At 34.3% G+C, this 17,538-nt stretch carries 12 protein-coding genes; 3 read left to right on the forward strand and 9 right to left on the reverse strand.

Annotation, left to right across the window (positions count from 1 at the left end; genetic code table 11):
• Positions 1 to 89: 89 nt before the first annotated feature.
• From AC0UBM_RS02360 to AC0UBM_RS02370, 3 genes are all read right to left on the reverse strand, one after another.
• Complete coding sequence (locus AC0UBM_RS02360) at positions 90 to 1,094, reverse strand: sugar kinase (protein ID WP_475687509.1); 1,005 nt, start codon at positions 1,092 to 1,094, stop codon at positions 90 to 92.
• Positions 1,095 to 1,239: 145 nt separating this feature from the next.
• On the reverse strand, positions 1,240 to 2,523 hold the full coding sequence (locus AC0UBM_RS02365) for an alkaline phosphatase family protein (protein ID WP_475687510.1): 1,284 nt from the start codon (positions 2,521 to 2,523) through the stop codon (positions 1,240 to 1,242).
• 151 nt (positions 2,524 to 2,674) lie between these two features.
• On the reverse strand, positions 2,675 to 5,485 hold the full coding sequence (locus AC0UBM_RS02370; RefSeq protein WP_475687511.1) for an alpha/beta hydrolase family protein: 2,811 nt from the start codon (positions 5,483 to 5,485) through the stop codon (positions 2,675 to 2,677).
• 335 nt (positions 5,486 to 5,820) lie between these two features.
• Between AC0UBM_RS02370 and AC0UBM_RS02375 the strand changes: the two genes are divergently transcribed.
• Positions 5,821 to 6,909 carry a linear amide C-N hydrolase gene (locus AC0UBM_RS02375; protein ID WP_475687512.1) on the forward strand — a complete coding sequence of 363 codons (1,089 nt, stop codon included), beginning with the start codon at positions 5,821 to 5,823 and terminating at the stop codon, positions 6,907 to 6,909.
• Positions 6,910 to 7,087: 178 nt separating this feature from the next.
• Positions 7,088 to 7,591, forward strand: coding sequence for a DUF4920 domain-containing protein (locus AC0UBM_RS02380; protein ID WP_475687513.1), 504 nt, complete (start codon positions 7,088 to 7,090; stop codon positions 7,589 to 7,591).
• A 35-nt stretch (positions 7,592 to 7,626) separates the two neighbouring features.
• Here the strand turns inward: AC0UBM_RS02380 and AC0UBM_RS02385 are convergent, their stop codons facing one another.
• The 4 genes from AC0UBM_RS02385 to AC0UBM_RS02400 all read right to left on the reverse strand — a co-directional run bounded on the left by AC0UBM_RS02385 (position 7,627) and on the right by AC0UBM_RS02400 (position 13,458).
• Positions 7,627 to 9,918 (reverse strand): TonB-dependent receptor family protein, encoded by a 2,292-nt coding sequence (locus tag AC0UBM_RS02385; RefSeq protein WP_475687514.1) that lies wholly within the window; start codon positions 9,916 to 9,918, stop codon positions 7,627 to 7,629.
• Between the two features lie 35 nt (positions 9,919 to 9,953).
• Positions 9,954 to 11,249, reverse strand: coding sequence for a PQQ-dependent sugar dehydrogenase (locus AC0UBM_RS02390; RefSeq protein WP_475687515.1), 1,296 nt, complete (start codon positions 11,247 to 11,249; stop codon positions 9,954 to 9,956).
• 206 nt (positions 11,250 to 11,455) lie between these two features.
• A complete protein-coding gene (locus AC0UBM_RS02395) occupies positions 11,456 to 12,616 on the reverse strand; it encodes a DUF6051 family protein (protein WP_475687516.1) in 1,161 nt (386 codons plus the stop codon).
• A 329-nt stretch (positions 12,617 to 12,945) separates the two neighbouring features.
• Complete coding sequence (locus tag AC0UBM_RS02400; RefSeq protein ID WP_414034726.1) at positions 12,946 to 13,458, reverse strand: VOC family protein; 513 nt, start codon at positions 13,456 to 13,458, stop codon at positions 12,946 to 12,948.
• A gap of 157 nt (positions 13,459 to 13,615) precedes the next feature.
• On the opposite strand from AC0UBM_RS02400, the gene AC0UBM_RS02405 reads away from it, so the two are divergent.
• Entirely contained in the window at positions 13,616 to 13,888 is a 273-nt protein-coding gene (locus AC0UBM_RS02405) for a winged helix-turn-helix transcriptional regulator (RefSeq protein WP_475687896.1), read from the forward strand.
• A 1-nt stretch (position 13,889) separates the two neighbouring features.
• Here the strand turns inward: AC0UBM_RS02405 and AC0UBM_RS02410 are convergent, their stop codons facing one another.
• Both AC0UBM_RS02410 and AC0UBM_RS02415 read right to left on the reverse strand, forming a co-directional pair.
• Positions 13,890 to 15,302: an FAD-dependent oxidoreductase gene (locus tag AC0UBM_RS02410; protein WP_475687898.1), complete on the reverse strand. Its 1,413-nt coding sequence runs from the start codon at positions 15,300 to 15,302 to the stop codon at positions 13,890 to 13,892.
• Positions 15,303 to 15,639: 337 nt separating this feature from the next.
• Positions 15,640 to 17,436, reverse strand: a complete 1,797-nt coding sequence (locus AC0UBM_RS02415; protein ID WP_475687517.1) for an AMP-dependent synthetase/ligase — start codon at positions 17,434 to 17,436, stop codon at positions 15,640 to 15,642.
• Positions 17,437 to 17,538: the final 102 nt, after the last annotated feature.

Below are 17,538 nucleotides of genomic sequence, written 5' to 3' on the forward strand. Positions count from 1 at the left end.
TACTTTTCTTTTTTGAAATGATATAGTTCAAGATATCATAGCTTTCAATTATTCTAAACGGTTTAGAACAATCGATTCTGTTTTTGCAATTAACGTTTTAATGCTCCTGAGGTGTCTCCACCCATTAAGCTTTTTACGTTTTCTAATGTCGCCATATTAACATCGCCTAGGATAGTGTGTTTTAAAGCACATGCTGCCGAAGCAAAATTAAGAGCATCCAAGTCGTCGTCGTAATGTAAGAGTCCGTATATTAACCCTGCAGCAAAGGCATCACCTGTTCCCACACGATCTATAACATGAGAAATCTCAAAAGTTTCTGTCTTAATATATTCGGTTCCATTCCAGATTCTTCCTTGTATTTCTTGTTCGGACGCACTAATCGATTTCCTTTTTTTGCCTACTACATTCTTAATTCTTGGATAAGCATCCATAAGAGCTTTTGCAGAATCTTTAAATTTCCCACCAATTTCTCCTAATCCAAACATTTCATTAATGCCGCGAGGGCTGGTTATTACAATGTCACAGTGTTGCACGAGAGTGGGCATGACCTCTTGCATGGTTTTCCCATATTTCCACATATTTTTTCTAGAGTTAATATCACCAGAAACCATAATACCCATTTTGTTTGCTGTTTTTATAGCTTCTAATAGGCACATAGCCGCTCCTTCTGAAATAGCTGGTGTAATTCCTGTCCAATGAAACCAATCGGCGTCTTTTAAGACATCTTCCCAGTCTATCATTTCAGGCTGAATTAAAGAAAACGCAGAACCTTCTCTTTCGTAAACCACAACACTTGGTCTGTGTACAGCTCCTTTTTCTAGGAAATACATTCCCAATTTGTTATCGCCATATATAATTTGATCGCTACTTAGCCAATTTTTACGTAAAAACTGAGTCGCAGCTCGGCCTATGGCATTATCGGGAAATCGGGTCATGTGTGCGGCTTTCATGCCAAGATAAGCACATGAAATGGCGACGTTTGCTTCGCCACCACCGTAAACAAGTTCGAAAGAGTTTGCTTGCGAAAATTTTAAATATCCTGGAGGAGATAAACGCATCATTACTTCACCAAATGTTACCAGTTTTTTTGCCATAGTTTAAGTTTTATTATAATTTGTTTTATGATTTTAGTCTATTTTATTTACTGTCTCTTGATCAGTTATCAATTTAATATTTCACTTAAAAAGTACAAATTATTTTTAAGTGAAACGAACGATTACACTACGTTTATGCCGATTCTTATTTTAGAGCATCTTTTATAATATCTAAATTTCCATCGATAGACGTTGGAGTTTTAAGATCTAAAAGTTTGCACATTAAAGGATAAATATCAATATTTTTAAAGGATGGTATTATGTAATCCGATTTAAATGCAGGTCCATTAGCATAAAAAATGCCGTGCATGTCTTTGTGTTTGGTATCGTAACCATGGACACCTACGGCAGTAATGCCATTTGTTTTCATACTCTCTATTCGTGAAGGATATGAAAAATAATATCCAAAATCAGGAATAATCTGGATTGGACCCCAATCTTTATTTTTAGGAGAATATTCAAAGCCAGGAGTATCTTTTGTTTTGTAGACTTTAAAATTATTTTCATTCCGTTTTAAAATCTTTAGAACAGAATCTATAGTGACGTTAGCTTTAGGATGAATATTTAAAATACTACCATTATCTATAAGGGTATAAAGTTCTGGATTTGCCACCTCGTCGATAGAGATAAAATTTTCAGCTTCAACTGTAGTCATTCCATGGTCGGATACTATAATAATGTTTATATCCAAACCAGTCTCTGCAACGCCTTTAAATAATGCTCCCAATTGGATGTCTAAATTAAGTATTGCTTTTTTTAGCTGTTCATCATTGCTAGGGCTATATTTGTGACCGATATCATCTATATCCGAGAAATACATGGTAAGCATGTGCGGTCTTTCGGCTTCAGGTAACTTTAACCATTCTAGAGTTTCCGAAATGCGTGTTTCATTTGTAATTGATCCATCGTAGTTACGGTAGTAAGTTGGGTGTACTCCTTGGATATCTGCCTCCGATCCAACAAAAAAGTAACTTGACGATACCATATCGTTCTGGTCTGCCAAAACCCAAATCGGAGTCCCTCCATAAAATGTACCATCTTCCACCATGTCTCTATTTCTAATGGCATACGTGACATCTTTTTTATAGCTGTAAAATGCATTCCCAATTAAACCATGATTTTCAGGATACATTCCTGTTGCAATGGTGTAATGATTAGGAAACGTTTTAGAAGGATAAGATGGTATTAAAGACTCTGCTTGAACTCCGTTTTTTATAAAATTAGAAAGATGCTTTGGTTTATATTTCTCGACATAATCCCAACGGAAGCCGTCTAAAGATACCAATATCACATAAGGTGCTTTTTCAGATTTCTTAGAGTTTCTAGTTATTGTAGAATCTGTTACTGTAGAATTTGATTTACACGAAACCATGAAAAAGGGTAGAAGTGCTATAAAAATTAATGCGTAGATTTTATTTTTACTGAACATACTCTTGTCTTTGGGGAGAACTAAATGAATTGTTTTTTGTCGATTAAAGCCTAATTGAATTTTCAATAATTTAAGCGCTATAAAGTGGTTTAGTTTCATCACACCCTAAGCGCTTAAATTTTTTGAATTGTATCACTATTGCATAAAAGTACTATTTCTCCTGCAATTCATAACCTTGATTTATTCCTTTTTCTAAAGCAGGGACACCACGTTCCATCCACATTGGTTTTGGAGCGCCTTTTAAATAATGATCAAAATATTGCGACATTCTTAGATTAAAATCTTTTCGGTTTTGTAGTTTTCTAGGCCAGTGTGGCTCTCCGTTATAATTAAGTAACCACGACGGTTTTCCTAATCGACGTAAACTCACAAAAAACTCAATACCTTGGTACCATGGCACATGTCCATCGGCATCATTATGCATAATTAACACAGGTGTGTTTATTTTATCGAGATTAAAAATAGGTGAGTTTTCTATATATCGCATTGGGTATTCCCATGGTGTTCCTCCAATTCTACTTTGGGTATGCTCGTATTGAAACTGTCTGCTTAAACCAGTTCCCCAACGGATACCTCCATAAGCACTTACCATATTTACTACAGGAGCCCCAGATTCTACAGCCTTAAATAAATCGGTTTTAGTAATTATATACGCAATTTGATATGCTCCCCAACTATGACCTTGAAGTCCTATATTATCTTCATCTACAAATCCTTTTGCGATAAGAGAGGTTACGCCAGGCATTAAGCAATTGTAGGCGCTTTCTCCAGGGTAACCATCGCGATATTCTATATCTGGATTAAAAATAAGGTAACCTCTACTGGTGTAAAAACTATAATTAATAGTAGAAAGTCCAAAAGATGGTGCTTTATGATCGTATAATCTATCTGAACTTCGTTCGTAGAAATTAACAATCATCGGGTACTTTTTAGATGGATCGAAATTTTCTGGCTTAATCAGCATTCCTTTTAAAGGCTTACCATCTAAAGAGGTCCAATTTACTAGCTCTGCAGTTCCCCAATTGTAATCTTTTTGTTGCGGATTGGCATCACTAATTTTTATTTGTTTTTTAAAACTTAAATCTGAATATCTAAGGTCTGGAAATTCTGTAAAAGAAGATCTAGTGAATATCACTTCTGTACTTTCCTGTGCCATTCTTGGTGTAGAATACTTGTAAGGGCCTTCTAAAATTTGGCTTCCCTTTTTTCGTTTAGCATCGTACTTAAAATATCCTGAATGTTTTGTGTCTTCATTAAACGTAGAAAATAACCAAGTTTTATCTGTGTCTAAATGGCGTTCTTCTTCATCTAATTGAATGTAACGATATTGCGTATGCGTTTCTCTTCCATTGGTTAGTCTTGACATTTCGCCAGTATCTGGATTTACAGACCAAACATCGAACCTGTCGTAAATTAGTACTTCCTCATCGTTTGTTGTCCAGCCGGCAACACCGTAGGATCTAGGATATTTAGGAGAATCGTTAAGCTCGTCGTAAAATACTTTGTCTTTGGTTAGATTAATTAATTTACCCGTACTTACATTATAACTTATCCAAGTACTATCTATTTGATTGTATCCATAGGCATATTTAGCCTTCGGACTTAAACGCATACCTCCAGGCATATTACTTAAAACGGGCTTAGTTTCTCCTGTGGTTGTATTTACCAAAGCGTAATCTGAAGCTCTAATCCCTGTCCACTGACTTTCTAAATAGTAAGGTTCTGGCGTGCTTATTAAGGCTACACTAGAATTTCCTTCGTCTCCAATATTAACATTCGGATACGTTAAGCTTCCCAATTGAGTGATTTTATTAGTGTTTAAATCGAGTACCGTTTCGTAAGATTTTTTTCGATCGCGGTCCATAGCTAATTCCTGAACGGTGTATAATCTAGATTCGTTATACGTCCACACTTCTACACTTGAAATTTCCTCAGCTAATAGCGTAGTATCTTTAATTATACTTGGAGCGCCTAAACCAAAATATAACTTAGACTCGTTTTCTGAAAAGTTTAATCGTCCGTCGGCAGAAACGCGATAGCCTTTTGGCGCAGTATCTTTATTCAGGATTGGATTCGCTTTAGTATCTCCTGTTTTCCAAACGTATAATTCATTCGGTCGCTCTTGTACTTTTGTAGAATCTAAATCGGCAACAAATCCTAATTTTTCACCAGAATCACTAAAATTTAATTGATAGTATTTTACCTTTTCATGGCCTTCAAAAATTTGAGTTTGTGTGTTGTTTTCTAAATTTAGAACATAAGCACCAGCTTTTAAGTTGGCTGTATCTCCAGTAGTGGTATAGGCAAGTCGTTGTCCTTCTTTTGCAAAAGTGTAATGGGTTACAAACTTTATGGTATCTTCTTTTTGAGTATCTAAATTTCTAAGAACAAGATGGTATCCATTTTTCTTGTTTACTTTTTTACCCTTCTTTTTCTTTTTTGGTTGACTTAAAGTATCTTGTTTTTTATCCTCAGAAAGGCTGTCTTTTGGTTTCTTTTTTGCTTTTACTTCTGCCAGCATATAAGCAAGATACCCATCCCATTTTTCAGGCGTTTTATACGAAGACACGTTTGCTATTTTTAATAGGGATTTATTTTTAAAACTATAAATACCTAGCGTGTCTTTAGGAAGATCTTCTTTTTTTACTTTATCACGTTTTAATTCTAGAATACTATCTTTCCAAGCATTTATAGTAAAAAGAGCCATTTCAGAATTATAGGTGAATGTTCCGTTTTTAGCACGATCATGCTCAAGAATAAGTTTGGCTTTAGAATCTTTAATTTTTAAATACGTATCCTTTTCGCCTTGTTCTAAGGTATACATAACATAATTTCCATCAGGAGAAATGGCTTCAGTTTTTATTTTATTCCAAAGGGATTTGTCGGAATGCTCAAGGATTTTTTTTTGAGCAAAGCTAAAAATTGAAGTTAAGAGAAAAACTAGGGTAATTTTAATTTTCATGAAGTTGTTTTTTTTTTGGATGTCAATATACTACAAATCAAAACAACTCTCGATGTTATCAAACGCCGGAGAGCCCTTAAAGCCTTATAAATAAATGTTAATTATTAATAACGGATTTTAAGTCAATTAAAATGTAAAATTGATGAATAATCATGGCTTTTAATTCATTTATTCAAAAAGTAATTTCTTAAAATTAAAATATTACAATATGTGCTGTTAAATTAATACAATCATTTATTTTTAGAGTAAATCAACCCAAGTGAAATTAAAATGCTTTTCAATGTCTGTATTAGTACGTTAATAGCATCTATATTTTGCTTCTAATTAGAAATGTTATGAATGTAAAAAAAGGTTTTTCGTTGTTATTTGTGTGCTATTTTCTGTGTATACAAGTCAGTTTTGGATGTACTGGAATTATTATTAGAACAGAAAATGGAAGTGTTATTCCTGCGAGAACTTTAGAGTTTGGATTCGATCCGCAATCTAATATTCTAGTTATTCCGAAAGGAACTTTGATTAATTTTTTAAGCTCTGTAAATAATAAGGATGGTTATAAAATGAAAGCGAAATATGGCTTTGCCGGTATGAATGCTGTCGGGAAACATATTGTGGTAGACGGTATTAACGAAGCAGGATTATATTTAGGAAGCTTTTATTTTAGTGGTTATGCTGTGTATGAAGAACTGACAACGAGTAATCAATCTAAGGCTGTCTCTAGTGAAGAAATGGGGAATTTTGTTTTAGGAAGTTTTGCAACCGTTGAAGAAGTAAAAGCTGGTTTAAAAGATATTACAGTAGTGGGGACTTTTATGGAACAAATTCAGGGCGTGGCTCCGTTTCATTATACAGTTACCGATAAATCGGGGCAATCTATTATAATAGAATACTCTAAAAACGGTTTGCAAATATTTGATAATACAGTACAGGTTATTACGAATAACCCATCTTACGATTGGCATCTTACTAATCTAAGAAATTATATTAATCTGACTCCAGATAATGTAGGTGGTATTAAATTAAATGGAGAAACTTATGCGCCTTTAAGTGAAGGAACCGGAATGGTAGGATTGCCAGGAGATTTTACTTCGGCATCTCGATTTGTAAGAGCATCGGCGTTTGTAAATGCGGCGGAGCCATGCAAGGACGAGGAGGAAGGTGTGTTTAGAGCCTTTCATATTTTAAATAACTTCGATATTCCAATCGGAATTGTAAAACAGAAAGAAAAAAACACATCTATGTCCGAGTATACCGTTTGGACTTCTGCAGCAGACACTAAAAACGGTGCGTATTATTATAAAACTTTTAAAAATCCAACAGTAAAGAAACTAGATTTACAAGTCGCTTTAAAAGAAGCGAAAGGCGAAATTATGGTTATTACTGCCGAAACGCCTAGAACCTACGAATCAGTAACATTTAAATCTTAATATTTAGATAATCTTATGTTTTTTATTTTCCAAAAAACTGAGCTGTATTCAGTTACACCTTTCTATTAATAAGTAAGCCATAGCAGTTTTTGCTATGGCTTTTTGTTGGTTTAAATATTAAAAGCTAAAATTCTTTTTATTTATTTAAATTTGTAATCAATTAATAAATCCATTCCCTATGAAACATATTATTTTTCTTTTAGCAATTAGTTTGAGCATCTTGTCTTGTAAAAATAAATCTAAAACTGCTGAATCCACTTTAGAAGCGGACGGTCCAGAAATGATTTATGCATCGTTTGGAGATGAAATCACTGTTGATGATGTATTAGACTCTGAGCGCATCACAGAACTGTATCAAAATTTAAAAGTAGGAGATACGGTTGATTCTAAAATGAAAGGAAAAATTATTAAAGTGTGTCCTAAAAAAGGATGTTGGATGACTTTAGATATCGATGGAGAAAATGACGTCATGGTAAAGTTTAAAGATTATGGTTTTTTTATGCCATTAAATGCAGTGGGCGATGTTGTAATTAACGGTAAAGCATTCGTTACAGAAACGTCTGTTGAAGAATTAAGACACTACGCGGAAGATGCAGGTGAATCTGAAGATCAGATCGCAGCCATAACAGCTCCAAAATTTGAATATCGTTTTGAAGCTGATGGTGTTTTATTAAAGGAATAACAAAAAGTTATTCGATCATTTTTAAGATTGGCAATTTAAATGGTGTATCCGATTTTAATACCACCAAACCAATTTCTTGGCATGCCCGGATAATAATATCGTGGTTCCGAATTTCCGAAGCCTACAGCATTTATAAGTATAGAAGATGCGTAGCTTTCGTCGGTAAAATTGTTTAAACCTGCGTTAAGTCCGATAAATAGGTGCTCTGTAATATCTTTAGTATAAGAAAGTTTTGCGTTAAATACGGTGTATGGATCGGAATTAAGGGTGTTAGCATCGTCTAGAGGCATATCTCCAACATGAAGAAAATTGGTATTTAAAACTAAGTTTTTAAATCCAATATGTATACCACCATTTATCTTAGTATCTGGAACTCCTGTAAGTTCATTTCCTGAATAATCATTGTTATCATCTACAAAATCGATAAATTTATTATCAGATAATTCTGCGTTTACATAAGGAGTGATATAAAATCCGTTTGAAAACATATGGGTGTATAAAACCGACAATTCAATTCCTTTATGTTCTGTTTTACCGGCATTTCGGCCAATGTATTGATCTTCGCCAACACGATCGGCTACTAATAAATTGTCTATATCGAGTAGGTAAGCAGAAAATTGCATATGCAATGCACTATTAAACAAATAGATTTCACTACCTATTTCGTAATTAAAGCCTGTCTCAGGACCTAATTCTGGGTTTACCACACCCTCGGGTGTTAGGGTTTCTTCAATAGACGGATAATTAAAACCCCGACTCACATTGGCATAAGCACTTAAAGTTGGAGTAAATTGATATACCACATTTAAGTTGGGTGCAAAAATAGGATCGAAATCACGATCGGCATTTTTGTTGTTTTCGTCCAAATTAAATTCATCTTTAAAATTATAGTTGGTAGTATTCATGTTTATACCCAATTGCGCTTTTAATTTTTCAGTAAAAGGTAAAGTTACCGTGGCAAAAACATTCAAATTATTTCGTTTTTCTATATTGTCACTTAAAAGTTCACCTTCTAAACTGCCGTTTCCATTATTTTCCTCGTAACGATTCTCTATGGTTTTCCAATGGTATTCATCTTTATAAAGTTCACCTCCAAAACTTAAATTGGCGTTAGATTCTAAAAACTTAAAATCTTTTGCAAATAGTGTTCTAGCACCGTAACCATTAGTGAATTCATCTAATATATTAAAAGGTCTCGGCTCGTAATGATCTAAATAACTGTAAAATATAGACGTCGTGTTACTAAAGGTTTCAGAAAAACGATGGGTATAATTTATACCTGTTAAAATTTGTTTATTGTCTTCGTAACCTTGAGCAGATCCCCAAGTAAACGCGGCTTGCGACGGATCTTCTTCAAAGGCAGATTTACTAATTGAACTTGGAATCTGTGCATCATAATCGGTGTAATTTACTAAAACACCAATCTCGTTCTTCGCATTGAATTTATAACTCGATGTTAATAAAAACGCGTTTCGATTGTAATTGCTATTGTCACGAAAGCCATCGGTTTCTAAGTGATCGTAATTAATATTGAATGTTAATTTTTCGTTAGCGGTTGCAAGCGACAAGCTGTTCTTGATTAAACCATAGCTTCCTACAGTAAAATTATTTTTAATATACGTTTCGCCTTCTAATGCTGTCTTAGAATTTAATAATAAGGTACCTCCTAAATTGGTGCCGTACTGTGTCGCTTTTGGCCCCTTTACAATTTCTAAATTTTCTAAATCTTCAGGATCAAAAGCATCTATTGCCGTTTCTCCGGTTCCATTGGTTATTGGAATTCCATTAAAATAGGCACGTATTTTATTAGTCCCATACAATGTTCTCGAACCAACACCACGAATTACTATTCTATTGGTGTTTAATGCACCACTCTGAATATAGACACCTGGAGTTTCATTTATAGCCGATACTAAATCTGTAGGGCTATACTCATTAAATTTCTGTGACGATATTTTAGTTGTGGGAATTATAACTTTACTTTCTTTCTGATAGGTTGAAGAAATAATTACTTTTTCAAGATCTTCCGTTTTATCTAAAGCAATTAATTGAAAATCGCTTTTATATTGCGATAAGGTTACGGTTTTTATATAATAATCGGGATGCTCTAATTTAAGATTTAGAGGAAGTTCATACTGTTCAGTTAACGTAAAGTGACCTTCGGCATTTGTTTTAGCAATCACTTTGTAGTTTAATACAATGGAAACATCGGAAATAGGGGCGTGCTCAGAATTAAATATTTTACCGTTTATATTTTGAGCATATAATGGATTTATAATGGCGATTATAAAAATAATCGCCATTATTTTAAAGGGTGTAAATTTCATAAAGTTAAAGGGATTGACTTTAGATTTTAAAAGTTCTAGTTGGTGTAACTTACTTTCCAAATGGTGTTACCAGAATCGTCGTTTACTAACAAGTCTCCTGCAGGAGTTACAGTAACGCAAACAGGTCTTCCATAAACATCTGTTTCACTATTTTCGGCTATAAATCCAGTTAGAAAATCTTGTGGTTCTGAAGTTGGTTTACCATCTTTAAAAGGAATAAAAACGACACGGTATCCAGAAAGTACAGAACGATTCCAAGATCCGTGTTGTCCAACAAATACCCCATTTTTATACTTTTCGGGAAAACTATTTTTGTCGTAAAAAGTTAACCCTAAAGATGCTGTGTGCGGTCCTACGGACACATCTGGCACTAGCGTTTTAGCTACCAATTCTGGTGCTTTTCCAGCTAGTCTAGGGTCTTCTATAGAACCATAATAGGCATATGGCCAGCCGTAAAATCCGCCTTCTTTTACACTTGTTACATAATCGGGAACGAGATTGTCGCCAATTTCGTCACGTTCGTTTACAGCGGTCCAAAGCTCGCCATTAACCGGATTCCAATCCATTCCTACTGGATTTCTAAGTCCACTAGCATAGATTTTTTCGTTCTCTCCGTTTAAATCTACTTCCAAAATATTGGCACGTCTAATTTCTTCATCCATACCATATTCTCCGACGTTACTTGCCGAACCTACGGAAATATAAATTTTGTCTTCAGCAGAATTGGTAATAATATTACGCGTCCAATGGTTATTATACCCACCAGCAGGAAGCTCTACAATCTTTTTACCTTTAGTGGCATCTAGTTTGGTTTGACCCACTTTGTAAGGGTATTTATATAAACCATCGGTATTGGCTACATAAAAATGCTCGCCAATAATTAACATGCCTAGCGGTTGTTTTAATTCTTCAAGAAAAGTTTCTCGCAGTTCTATTGTACCATCGTTATTTTGATCTCTTAAAACTGTAATACGCCCAGCGCTTTTTTTAGTATTGGCTTCGCATACAAACATATCTCCATTCGGACCAATATAAGTCCATCTCGGATTATTAAAACCATCGGCTAGTTTTGTTACAGTAAAGCCTTCAGGAGCAGTTGGCATTTTACCTTCAGGCCAATCTACTAGATTATTTTCTTTTCTAACAGATTCTGTGGCATAGGGTTTTGGTAAAATAAGTTCTCCAATGGCAGTTTGCACAGTGTCTGCAGGTTTTTGGGAAATCATTTCTTTGTTTTCTTCGGAAACCTTCATTTCTTTTTCTTCCTTCGTTTTACAAGCAACGAACGAGATCAGAATAAAAAGGAGTAATAAGTGTCTGTTTTTTCTCATAATTATAGCTTTTTTATGAAAATAATGGTTTCGCTAGGGCATTTTTAACTCAATCGATTTTTTAAAATAATTTTAACATTCTTTAGAACATGAATGTAAACATCCATAGTCCTAATAAAGTTGATTATTTACAGCCAGAATTTTGCCTAGACTTATTATTAATTAAGCCACGTGTAATTGTGAGATGAATTGAATATTGAAGCTATTTAGGCATTGTAAAAGTCGCAAACCTTGTCGAAAACCATATTAAAATCATTCATAATTTGAGCTTCACAGTCTGGATTGGTAGGGAATGGGTTTTCGTGAGTATAGTCGCGATCAAAATCTATTTCATCTACCTTTATATTTATATCTCTGTAAGCTCCTTTTAAGGTGTTAATGACTTCAAAAGAGGGGATGACTTTGTCTTTTTTTAGCGTGATGCCATAAATTTGATCTTCGTAGGTTTTTAAAAGCCCTTCTCGAAATTCTCTTTTTTTCTGATAGTCTAGCATACAATTAAAGACTTCTCCTTCCATATGGTCGTTTAAAATATAATGACTCAATATCTCATCTTTCTTTAAAAATTTATCGAAATGTTCAATTAAAAAAGAGTACAGCGCAACATTGGCTTCACTATCTAAAATAAACTTTGATACCGAAGAGAGGCGATTAAAGGTTGTACCGCTACAGAATAAACACATTTTGGTATCTGAAAAATAATTGTTGTAATTGGTTAATTTTAAAATTTGAGCAAGAAAACCACCTATAGAATAGCCGAAAATATCAAACTTAAAATCTTTGCTAATTTCTGGGTTAGAGCCTGATCTAAAATTTTCGATAAGTTGAATAAAGTCGTAATAGGTTTGTAACCCCGAATAAATGAAACGCTGTGGCATGGCATGCAACCTCATACTTATTGCAACATTGGATAAGGTAGAATGCACCACGTTAGGATAACGCTTTTTTCTGTTTTCACTTAGGATATACATGGCTCGTTTGCTACTCCAATGTTTAGGAGCTCGTTGCATATGGAACGCTAACGGAAATAAAACAACGTGGCTCCCAGTACCTATACATATCGCTTGTGCCCATGGTAAATATTTAGTCCAATCTCTCTCGTTAAAACCGTGCAACAAAAATATTACGTTTTTAGCCACTGCTTGGCCTTTGGGTTTTATAATTTGGTATTTAAAAAACCGATTCTCATCTACACAAATATCTTTAATATGGACGTTGTCGTTTATGGTACCAACTTCGGTATGGAACTTCGAAGTACTTTTTAATTTTATATGGTGTTTAGCACATTCATAATCGGAATTTCCAGGTAGTATTTTATGTGATAAAGATTCAAAATCGTACTCTAAAATTTCTGTTTTGGTATTCATGAAATAGATGTTTAAAATACTAATACTATAGTGCTATACAGGTGTAAATAGGATAACCTTCAACAGTATGATTTATCTTGTGTTTTTACGCCTAAATGAAGTATAAATTTAACCAAATTCCATGTAATAATTATATTAATTATATTGTAATTTGACTGTGTTTATATGAAAAATCTAATGTTTTAAACAAATGTATCAACAAGGATTTACTGATAGCTTTTAACTAGAAATAGTACTCTATTCAAGTGATGGATGTTACTCCCAGTCATAGAATAAAAAAGCGTAAGCCTGTTAAGACTTACGCTTTATGTATAAAAATATCCAATAGCCTATTTGGTATATGCTCCTGAAGAATATGTTAACTCGTAACTGTGGGTGTAAATTTCAAAAACAATCCCAAAAGGGTCTTCTACATAACACATTTTAAATGGTTTTTCATTCGGGTAATATTCCCGAATTGGCATACGTTGTTTACCACCATAGGCCACTATTTTATCAATTAAATCTTCGATGTTTGGATCTTGAATACTAAAGTGAAATAATCCTGTGTTAAACGGACTGAATTCTGGGGCTTCTTTTACGCCGTGTGGGAAACAGAATATTTCGACACCAACACCATCTGAAGTCGATAAATGTGCGATTTCAAATTCTTCCCAGTCTTCACCAAAAACATCGATACACATGATACCAATGGCAGTTTCCTTTTCTTTTTTGATGGTCGAGGGTTCCATAATGGTATACCAGCCCATAACTTCTGTATAGAATTTTACAGCCTTATGAATATCTGGAACGGTGATTCCAATATGTGAAAATGATTTTGGATAATCTTGTTTTGTTGACATAATATCTTATTTAGATTTCAAAATTAGTCTATATTTGCGTGTTTGGCAAGTACATACTAAAAAGTATTATAGTTACCTAAACGAGTAAAATATTAATTATCAGTAATATAAAATTTTAATTTTGAAAAAAGAAATTAAATGTCCGCTTAATTATACCATGAATTTAATAGGAACCAAATGGAAACCTCTCATTTTATTCCATTTATTAGAAGGCGGATTACGTTCGGGAATTTTACAAAAACATATTGAAGGTATTTCTAACAAAATGTTTACTCAAACCGTTCGTGAATTAGAAAAAGATGGTCTTGTAGAAAGAACAGTATTTCCTGTGGTGCCACCGCGTGTAGAGTATAAATTAACGGCTAGAGGCTTGTCTCTTGAGGCTATTTTAAGAGGTTTAGATGCCTGGGGTTTACAGGACTCCAAATAGTTTAAGGTTTTAGCGCACTTCCTCTTGGAGCATCCCCTTTTTGAAGTACAATGTCTGAATGTAAAAACTGTGCCGCCGCCGCCGAATCTTTAACTTTTGAAGCACTTCGGGTTAACATTTCTGTTTCAAATGGGGTTAGTATTTGTTTTCGGAGGCCTTCAGTTTTCCATGTACCTGAAGACAGACAACTCTTTGTAATACTTCTGGCTAGAGATAATGCATCCAATAAAGCTTGATTAGCTCCTTGTCCTTTAAAAGGACTCATAGGATGGGCAGCGTCACCCAAAAGGGTGATTTGATGCTCTTGTGCTAATTCTTCAGTCGTAAGTAATTTACGGTCGTATACAGGATAACCAGAAATCTGAGAGTCGTGGGTGGCTTCCATAATCTCCGGAATAGGGGCGTGCCAAAGTGTTCTTTTACAAGCTTCTATTTTAAGGGCTTTAGATCCTTGCGAGCTTAATGCTTTGGCATCGGATTCTGACATAGGGAAACTGAGTTGCCACATGATAGAATCTGAAGAAAATGGCATCATATAAATGCGTTCTTTACCATTTGCTGTTTGAAATACAGTGGCAGAATCTAATAAATCACTTTCAATATGTTTAAGCTTTTCTAAAGGACAAATCCCTAAAATAACGATACAATCTAGATAGCGTAATGGAGAATGAGCTTCGCCAATAAGGAGTTCGCGTACTGTGCTTCTGATGCCATCTGCGCCAACAACCAAATCTGCAGTAGTTGTTATTATATGGTCGTCGACCTGAAAGTTAAGTTCGGTTTTTTGACCTTCAGTTATATTATAATCTACTAATTTATGTCCCCATTGCACGGTATCTTGATTCGAAAGCTGGTCTAGAAGTGCTAATCGGAGCGATTGTCTGGGGATATGAACATTCGTTTTCTTTCCAGTGGTTTGTGGTTCTGATTGCATCCATTTTCTGAAGCCCCATTCTCCAATCACAGTACCATCGGTAGTGTGTACGACATGACGTGTGGATACTATGCCTGCTTCTAGTTCTAATATTCCAAATCCCGACATCGCTTTGCTGGCTTGTTGTAACGTTAAACCATAGCCTTGAGATCGAGCATTAAAATTTGAATCGCGCTCAAAGAGAGTAAAAGGTATGTGTCTGTGTAAACAGGCGACAGCTAAAGCTACGCCTCCAATGCCTGCGCCAATTATAGCGACATGCGGATATTTATCTGTATCGGGAATAGGTTGGTATGTATTAGGAAGTATTCCAGATCCATGACATGACGTGCAAGGATAATAACTGGTTTGTAGTGGTTTAGGTGGTTTTTCCTGATGTTTTGATTTATTAAATGCGTCTAATGCATTCTGATATCGAATTCGATCTTGTTTGCGGATTCTACGCTTTTTTTTTCCAAGTCCTTGGCAATCCAAGCACATGGTCCAACACGATTTATTTTGTTCTGTTGTTTTCAATACGGATTCTTAAATAACAATATTACAATAACCCTTGGTTTTGGCTAAAAAGGAAACCCTATTTTTTGCTATAAATTTTGAACATTCATATTAATGAAATATACGGAGCTCTAAATTACTTCCTTAGTTTGGGCTTTAAAAATAAAATCGTTCTTTTCTAAAAGAGAAGGGAAGTGGATGTTCTAGAAGCATTTTGGCGACTCTTAAGTTGTCGCCAAGCTTCATGAATTTTGACCATTTTTAACTGATCTTATGTTTAGAGTATCGAAAAATAATTATGAAAGACGATTAAACCGCAGTTTTAATCCGAATACATTTTATCGATAAGCTCTTTATATTTGTTATGGATTACCTTTCGTTTTAATTTTAAAGTCGCTGTAATTTCTCCAGCTTCTATACTAAACTCTTTAGGTAACAAGGTGAACTTTTTAATTTTTTCGAATTTTGAAAATTCTTTCTGAAGTTCTTCGAAACGTTTCTCAAAAAGATCTATAATCTGATTATCTAAAATAAGGTCTTCAGCATTTTTAAAACTAATTTTATGCTCTAACGCGTATTTTTTTAAATTTTCAAAACTAGGAACAGCCAAAGCTGTCACATATTTTTGCTGGTCTCCAATCACTGCAATTTGTTCTATAAACGAATCTGTAATTAAGGCATTTTCTAGTTTTTGAGGTGCTATATATTTACCACCAGACGTTTTCATTAAATCCTTAATTCTGTCTGTAATAATTAAGTTTCCTTTTTCGTCTATTTTACCGGCATCTCCAGTTTTAAACCAACCATTTTCAAAAACTTCGGCTGTAGCTTCTGGTTTTTTATAATAGCCTTTCATGACTCCGGGACCTTTTACTAACACTTCGTTATTGTGACCAATTTTAATTTGAGATCCTTCTATGGGTTTTCCTGCCGAATTAAATTCGAAGTGCGTATTTCCAAATAACGTCACGGTTGCGGTTGTTTCTGTTAAACCGTAGCCACATTTTATATTTAAACCAAACGAATGGAAAAACGATACCATTTCTGGAGCTAAAGGTGCACCGCCACAAGGCATAAATTTTATACGTCCGCCAAATACATCTCGTAATTTACTTAGTACTAATTTATCGGCAATTTTATATTTTAATTTAAGCGAAGCAGGAACTTTCTTTTCTAGGCGTTTGTGTTTGTTATAGTAATTATTTCCAATACCTAAAGCCCAACTTGCTAATTTCATTTTAGTAGGTGAAGCCTCTTTCCTTTTATCTTGAATGGCTGCAAAAATCTTTTCGAATATGCGAGGAACTGTACACATTAAAGTAGGTTTTACTTCTTTAATAACATCTACAATTTTTTTTGGATCTTGGTTAAAGTAGACTTCAATTCCTTTTTTAAGGCAGAAAAATACCCAACTACGTTCGTAAATATGACTTAAAGGAAGAAAACTTAGCGAGACGTCTTTTTCTGAAACGTCTAACTCGTAATCATGTCCAACCAAAGATCCGCCAAAATTAGTGTAATCTAACATAACACCTTTTGGTTCTCCTGTAGTTCCTGAGGTATAAATAATACTTGCTATATCTTCGTAGTCACACTCGTAATACCTTTTTTGAAGTTCGGTATCAATCGCTTCAGAAGGTTCAAAATCGATGAAATCTTCTAAATAAATAGAGTTTCCTGTTGGTTGAAGTTTAATGGTTTTAGTTAAAGCAACTATTTGTTTTAAATAGCTAGAGCTTTCAAGAAGTTCGTAGGCTTTATCATATTCATTTTGGTCTCCTGCAAAAAGTAAACTTACCTCGGCATCGTTTACGACATATTCAACTTCTTTTTTAGAATTTGTAGCATAAATGGGTATAGTCACAGCTCTAACTCGCATTATTGCGCAATCTGCAATAACCCAATTAGGCATGTTTTCGGAGAAAATTGCGATGTTTTGTTGCTCTGTAATACCGTAATTTAATAGGGCTTTAGATAAGATTTCTATTCGAGACTCAAAATCTAACCAAGATATGCCTTCCCATGTATTATGCGTATTGTCCTTAAAATAAACCGCATTTTTATTTTTAAAACGCTGACTATTTTCTTTTATCTCTTCTACTAAGTGTTTATAATTCATTACACTGTTATTGGTTCCAATATTAACCTAGAATTTTGCCTAAATTAAAGCAAACAAAGTTACGAATAATTGTACGGTTATTCCTTAATTAGAAAATTTTAG

It is taken from the genome of Formosa sp. F44 (assembly GCF_056238645.1).